Source organism: Paraburkholderia unamae (assembly GCF_003268775.1).
GTDB lineage: Bacteria > Pseudomonadota > Gammaproteobacteria > Burkholderiales > Burkholderiaceae > Paraburkholderia > Paraburkholderia unamae.
Map to the genome: position 1 here is coordinate 1 of NZ_QLSU01000072.1, position 1,671 is coordinate 1,671.

The 1,671-nt window shown below is 64.8% G+C and carries 1 protein-coding gene; it reads left to right on the forward strand.

Features of this window, described 5'->3' with window-relative positions; all coding sequences use genetic code 11:
- Positions 1-104 precede the first annotated feature (104 nt).
- Positions 105-1,529, forward strand: a complete 1,425-nt coding sequence (locus tag C7401_RS44190) for an ISNCY family transposase (protein WP_112178363.1) — start codon at positions 105-107, stop codon at positions 1,527-1,529.
- The last annotated feature ends 142 nt before the right edge of the window (positions 1,530-1,671 follow it).

A 1,671-nucleotide genomic window follows, 5' to 3' on the forward strand; every position in this document is an offset into this window, starting at 1 on the left:
TGTTACGGCTTTTTTGAAATGTCCGGTTCTGGCTCATTAGAAATGTCCGATTTCTGCCCTAGTTGACGCGCACGCTCGCGTGAGGCGTCGACCAGGGGCGAACCATGAACGGACGTGAGCTGATCACGGCAAGCATGCGCGAACTCGAGCGGGTCAAGGTCATCGAGGCGGTCGTTGAAGGCCGCCTGCGGTGTTTTCAGGCGGCTGAGCGGCTGCGGCTCAGCGAGCGGCAGATCAGCCGGCTGTGCCGGCGCTATGAGGCCGCAGGCCCGGCAGGCCTCGTGTCGTGCCGGCGTGGGCAGCCGAGCAACCGGGAACTGCCAGTCGACCTGCGGGCCCGGGCCATGGCGCTGGTGCGCGAACGCTACGCCGATTTCGGGCCAACGCTGGCGTGCGAGAAGCTCGCTGAATGCCACGGCATCTGGCTGGCAAAGGAGACCGTACGTCGATGGATGCGCGATGCGGGCCTGTGGATTCCGCGCGCGCAGCGTCCGCCGAAGGTCTATCAGCCACGGGCCCGGCGCGCGTGCCTGGGTGAACTCGTCCAGATCGACGGCAGCGATCACCGCTGGTTTGAGGAGCGCGCACCGGCCTGCACGCTGCTGGTGTATGTGGACGACGCGACAAGTCGCCTGATGCACCTGCACTTCACGCAGACCGAATCGACCTTCAGCTACTTCGAGGCGACGCGTGCATACCTGGAGCGTCATGGTAAGCCGGTGGCGCTGTACAGCGACAAGGCAAGCGTATTCCGCAGTGTCAGGGCCCACGAGACCGGACGCAGCGTGACGCACTTCGGGCGCGCGATGTACGAACTGAACATCGAGACGTTCTGCGCCAATAGCAGCTCGGCCAAGGGCCGTGTGGAGCGTGCCCACCTGACGCTGCAGGACCGCCTGGTGAAGGAGCTGCGCCTGCGCGGCATCAGCACGGCGGCGGACGCGAATGCGTATGCGCCTGCCTTCGTGGCTGCCTACAACGTGCGCTTTGCGAAGCCGCCCAGGAGCACGTTCAACGCGCACCGGCCGTTGCGTGAGGACGAGGATCTGGACGCCCTGCTCACCTGGCGCGAGACGCGGCGCGTGACGAAGTCACTCACGGTGCAGTACGACCGCGTGATGTACCTGCTCGACGATACGCCACAGAACCGGAAGCTGGTGCATCGCTACATCGAGGTCTGGGAGTACCCGGACGGACGCATCGAGTTGCGGGCCGATGCGCGGATACTGCCGTACCGCGAGTATGACCGGCTCACCGAGGTGGACCAGGGGGCGGTGGTCGAGCACAAGCGTCTGGCGCACGCGCTGGAGGTGGCGCAGGCGTTGCAGGCGCAGCGTGACGACCGGCGCGCGTCAGGCTCGCCCTCGCGCACGAACCGCGGCATCGAGGTGCGCCAGGCCGAGCGGGTGCCGGGCACGAAGAAGACGCGCGAGTTCACGCAGGCGGACATGGAAGCGGTGATCGTGAAGCTGGCGCAGGACGCAAAGCCAGATTCAAAACCTGGCCGGCGGTCTTCGAGGGCTCGCTGAATGTGCACCAGCGTCCTGCTGCTCCAGACGCTATCCTTCAAAACGGAATGGAGATCAAACCCGGGAAAGACAGAAGCAAACCTCACTAAAACCGGACATTTCTATTGAGCCGGAGACCAGACATCTCTATCTGGCCATGACA